Annotated in this window: 3 protein-coding genes; 2 read left to right on the top strand and 1 reads right to left on the bottom strand. The window is 65.5% G+C overall.

Features of this window, described 5'->3' with window-relative positions; genetic code table 11:
• A partial coding sequence (rimO, locus tag RKP46_RS08815; RefSeq protein WP_311106302.1) for a 30S ribosomal protein S12 methylthiotransferase RimO occupies positions 1-1,287 on the top strand: 1,287 nt, incomplete at its 5' end.
• Positions 1,288-1,315: 28 nt separating this feature from the next.
• Here rimO and hslO read toward each other — a convergent pair.
• Complete coding sequence (hslO, locus tag RKP46_RS08810) at positions 1,316-2,188, bottom strand: Hsp33 family molecular chaperone HslO (protein WP_311106301.1); 873 nt, start codon at positions 2,186-2,188, stop codon at positions 1,316-1,318.
• Between the two features lie 358 nt (positions 2,189-2,546).
• Between hslO and RKP46_RS08805 the strand changes: the two genes are divergently transcribed.
• The coding region (locus tag RKP46_RS08805) for an ATP-binding protein (protein ID WP_311106300.1) at positions 2,547-5,194 on the top strand (2,648 nt) is incomplete at its 3' end.

Here is a 5,194-nt window from a genome sequence, read left to right as displayed (position 1 = left end):
TGCCCGAAAGCGCTGGTCGATTCGGAACAGATTCTCACCCGCCTGCGCGCCGAAGGCTACGTGATTTCTCCGTCGTACGACGGCGCCGATCTGGTTCTGGTCAACACCTGCGGCTTCATCGACGCGGCCGTCGAGGAGTCGCTGGAGGCGATCGGCGAAGCGCTGAACGAGAACGGTAAAGTGATCGTTACCGGTTGCCTGGGGGCGAAGGGCGATGTCGTCCGGCAGGCTTATCCGCAGGTTCTGGCGGTGACCGGGCCGCACGCAACCGACGAAGTGCTGCAGCACGTGCACGCGCATCTGCCGCAGCCGCACGAACCGTTCACCAGCCTCGTTCCGGCGCAGGGGATCAAGCTGACGCCGCAGCATTTTGCCTATCTGAAAATCTCCGAGGGGTGCAATCACGGCTGTACGTTCTGCATCATTCCGGCTTTGCGCGGTCCGCTGGTCAGCCGGCCGATTGGCGACGTGCTGCGCGAAGCCGAGGTGCTGGCGGCGGCCGGCGTGCGCGAACTGCTGGTCATTGCGCAGGACACCAGCGCCTACGGCGTCGATCTGAAATACCGCACGAGTTTCGTCGGTGGCCGACCGCTACGCAGCCGGCTGCGCGAGCTGTGTCAGGCGCTCGGCGAACTCGGGGTGTGGGTCCGCCTGCACTATGTCTATCCCTATCCGAGCGTCGATGAACTCATTCCGCTGATGGCCGAGGGGAAGATTCTGCCTTACCTCGACGTCCCGTTCCAGCACGCCAGCCCGCGCATTCTGGCGGCGATGAAACGCCCGGCGAGCGCGGAAAACAATCTCGAGCGGATACGGGCCTGGCGCGCCGTCTGCCCGGAAATCACCGTGCGCAGCACTTTCATCACCGGTTTCCCGGGCGAGAGCGAGGCCGAGTTCGAGGAACTGCTGGCTTTCATCGAGCAAGCCCGGCTCGATCGCGTCGGCTGTTTCGCCTATTCACCGGTTGCCGGCGCAGCGGCGAATGCACTGCCCGGGGCGCTGCCGGAGGAAGTCCGCGAGGAGCGGCGGCGGCGATTGATGGAGGTGCAGGAGGATATCTCGGCCGAACTGCTGGCAGGCAAGATCGGACGTGAAATCGAGGTTCTCGTCGATGAGGTCGACGACGAGGGAACGATCGCGCGCTCGTCAGCCGACGCGCCGGAAATCGACGGGGTGGTCTTCGTCGAAGGTCATTTTCACGCCAGGCCGGGCGACTTTCTGCGGGTGCGCGTGGTCGATGCGGACGAACACGATCTCTACGCGGAAGTCGTCGGCGATCCGCCCTGAGGAACGCCGGCGGGCTGCGCGAGCGAGGTCAATGGCGCAGCGCGCAGGCGTCCGGCGGGCAGCCGGCGAGCAGGCCGGCGATGTCGATCGAGTCGAAGGTGTAGCGGTGGCCGCAAAACTCACAGTCCACGTGCAGGTCGCCGTGCTCGTCGGCGGTTTCCCGGAGTTCATCGCTGCCGAGCGCGAGCAGCATGCTGGCGGTGCGTTCGCGCGAGCAGTTGCAACGGAAGCTGAAGCGCTCGGGCGCAAAGCGGTGCACTTCTTCAGCGTGGAAGAGGCGGTGGAGCAGGGCGGTCGGCTCGAGTTCGAGCAATTCGGCCGGGCGCAGCGTGGCCGCCAGCGTGGCCAGCCGGTTCCAGCCATCCGGGTCCTTGCTCTGCGTCTCGGGCATCCGCTGTAGCAGTAACCCGGCGGCGACGCGCTCGTCGGCAGCGAGCTGAAAGCGCGTCGGCAATTGTTCGGAGCGCGCGAAGTAGGTTTCCAGCGCGCTTGCCAGCGTGTCGCCATCGAGGCTGACGACGCCTTGATGCGGCTCCCGCCCCAGGCCCGGATCGAGGGTCAGGATCAGCCTGCCGCCGGCGCACAGGTCGTTCAGCGCGGCCGTTTCAGGTTCGCCTTCCCAGCGCGCGAGAGCGCGCAGCGTGCGTTCGCTGGTGACCTGCACGACGAGCAGGCGCAGCGGTCCCGCCGACTGAATCTGCAGCGTCAGGCGGCCGGCAAACTTGATCGTGGCGGCGAGCAGCGCGGCCGCTGCGCTGGCTTCGCCGAGCACTCGGCGTATCGCTGGCGGATACGCGCGGCGCGCCAGCACGGTCTGCCAAGTGGTGTCGAGCTGGACGATTTCGCCGCGCACGGCGAGTTGCTCGAACAGGAAACGGTGCAGGAAATCGTGCTCGGGCATCGTCGGCGCGCAGGTATCACAAGTTGGGAGGGGCGCAGATTACCCGCTTGGCCGGGCTCGCACAAGACGTCGCGCCAGCTCGCCAAGCGGTCGGTGCGGCGCATTGCGCATCCGCGCGGCGCAAAGCGCAAGCAGAAATCAACCCTTGCCCCGATCGTCTGATAACATGTTTTGCCTCGGTTTCCATTCAGCCTGATTGCTCCTCGGTTTTCACTCGAATGTTGGCGATTTCCCTGCTTTTGTCGTTGCCGTACGGCGCTTGCCTGCGACAGATCCTTGACCCGGACGAGCGGCTGGCACGGCGCTCGTGTCGCCGCACGGCTGGCGACCGGGCAGAGCGCACCGGAGAAGGAGTGTCATGATGCTTGCCAAGCTGAAGGTTGGCCACCGCCTTGGCCTGGGATTTGGCCTGCTGCTTGCGTTGCTGATCGGCATCACCGTGCTCGGCTTCGTCAGCATGGCCTCGCTCGATGACAAGGTCAAGTTGATTGGGCAGGTCAACCTGCCCCGCCTGATGGTCGCCGAGAACTTGTCAGAGGCGGAATACCGGATGGCGCGCGACATCCGCACGCTGGTCATCGTCACCGATCCGGAGGTGATTCGTAACGTTAAGGGCGATATCGAGCAGGCGCGCCAGGATTTCGAGCGTGCCTGGGATGAACTCGACAAGCAGTCGCTCTCCGACGAGGGCCGCGCACTGCTCTCGCGAGTCAAGGAAGCGCGCGAGGCAGCGCGACCGGCCAACGATCAGGTCGTCGCCCTTGGGCTCGCCGGCAAGACCACCGAGGCGGGTCACGTGTTGCTCGAACGGGCTTTCCCCGGTAACCGCAAGGTCCAGGAATTGCTCGGGGAATTCATGGACCTGCAGGATCGGTTCACGCGCGAAAGGATTGTCCAGAGCGACCAGGCGTATGCCACGGCGCGCTTCTGGATGGCGCTGCTGGCGGCGTTTGCGCTACTCGGCGGGAGCATCACCGCCTTTCTGATCACGCGCAGCATCGTCCGCCCTCTGGGTGGCGAGCCGGCGGCGGTGCAGGAGGTCATGCAGCGACTGTCGGAGGGCGACCTGTCGGCGTCGTTGCCGGTCGCAGCGGGCGATACTTCGAGCATGGCGTATTCGGTCAACGTGATGATCGGTACGCTGGTGCGCCTGGCCGAGCGCGCGGAAGCGATTGGTCGGGGCGATTTCTCGCGCGATCCGCCGCTGCTCTCGGCGCGCGACCAACTCGGCAAGGCCGTCAACCGCATGAACCAGATGCTGCGCCAGGCACAGGAGGAGAACGAGGCGCGCAACTGGGTCAAGGATGGCTACAACGCCTTGTCGGGCGAGCTGAGCGGCGGGATGTCGGTGCAGCAGCAGGCGGACACGGCGATCAGTGTGCTCGGGCGTTACCTCGCAGCGGGCCGCGGCGTCCTTTACATTCATCGCCCGGAGGACGGGACGCTGGATTTGCTCGGCAGCTACATGCACGTGCAGCGCGCGCATCTGGGCAACCGCTTCCAGTTTGGCGAGGGCGCCGTCGGCCAGGTCGCGCGCGAGAAGAAGCCGATCATCCTGACCGCGGTGGCGCCGGACGCCACGCCGGTCGTCACCGGCGTCGTAAACGCCGCTCCGTACTACGTCTACACGTATCCCTTGCTGCGCGAAGACGACTTGCTGGGGGTGGTCGAACTGGCGGGCTTCGAGCGCTTCGACGCGCTCAAGCTCGAGTTCCTGCTCGGCGCCAGCGAGAGGATCGCTGCCTTCCTCTACGCTGCCCAACAGCAGGAGCGCGTGCGCGCTCTGCTCACTGTGGCGGAGAATGCGGAACAGGAGGCACGCGCGCAAAGCAGCCGCCTGCAGGAAGCCAACGCACGCATGGAGGAGCAGCAGCAGTTGTTGCAGCAGCAGGCCGAAGAACTGCGCCAGAGCAACGCCCAACTGGAGGAACAGCAGCAGCAGGTGCAGCAGCAGAGCGAGGAGTTGCAGCAAACCAATGCGCAGTTGCAGGAACAGCAGCGTCAGCTCGAACAGAGCAACGTGGAGTTGCGCCGATCGCGCGAGGAACTCGACGCCAGGGCGCGCGAACTCGAACGTTCCGGTCACTACAAGTCGGAGTTCCTGGCCAACATGTCGCATGAACTGCGCACGCCGCTGAACGCCATCATCCTGCTGTCCAAGATGATGATCGCCAACGAGAAGCAGCACCTTGACCCGGAGGAGACCAAGCAGGCGGAGATCATTCACCGCTCGGGCGAAGACTTGCTCCGGCTGATCAACGATGTGCTCGACTTGTCGAAGGTCGAGGCGGGTCGCATGGACCTCACCTGGTCCGAGGTCGACAGCGGCGCGCTGGCGACGAGCTGCCAGGAACTGTTCGAACAGACGGCGCACGAGCGCGGTCTGAGCTTTGTCATCGAAGACGAGGTGCGCGGCAGTTTTGTCAGCGATGCGGACAAGATCGGGCAGATTCTGCGCAATCTGCTGTCCAACGCGTTCAAGTTCACCAAAGAGGGCGGCGTCACGCTGCGTTTCCGCCGCCATGTCGGCGATAGCCTGCCGATCCGCATCGAGGTGCAGGATTCCGGTATTGGCATTGCTGAGGATCAGCAGAGCCTGATCTTCGAGGCGTTTCGTCAGGTCGATGGCTCGACTTCGCGCGAATACGGTGGCACCGGCCTCGGTTTGACCATCAGCCTGCGCTTTGCTCGCTTGCTGGGCGGCGACATCGAGCTGACCAGCGTGCCGGGCAAGGGCAGCATGTTTGCCTTGCGCCTGCCCGAGCGACCGGCGGGCCAGGTCGCCCCGGCAGGTCTGCCGGCGGGCGAGGCGCCGCCGCGCAGCGAGCCGGCGAAAGCGATCGTTGATGACCGCGCGCGGCTGGCGGCCGGCGACCAGGTCATCCTGCTGATCGACGACGATCCGGCCTTCGGAATGGCCCTGATGGAGATCAACCGCAAACTCGGCCACAAGACGCTGGTTGCCGCGTGCGGCGCCGACGGCCTGGCGCTTGCCCACCGCCATCG

The organism is Accumulibacter sp., assembly GCF_031732815.1.
Lineage (GTDB): Bacteria > Pseudomonadota > Gammaproteobacteria > Burkholderiales > Rhodocyclaceae > Accumulibacter.
Note: the sequence above shows the minus strand (reverse complement) of the source record. Positions and strands in the feature narration are given on the sequence as shown.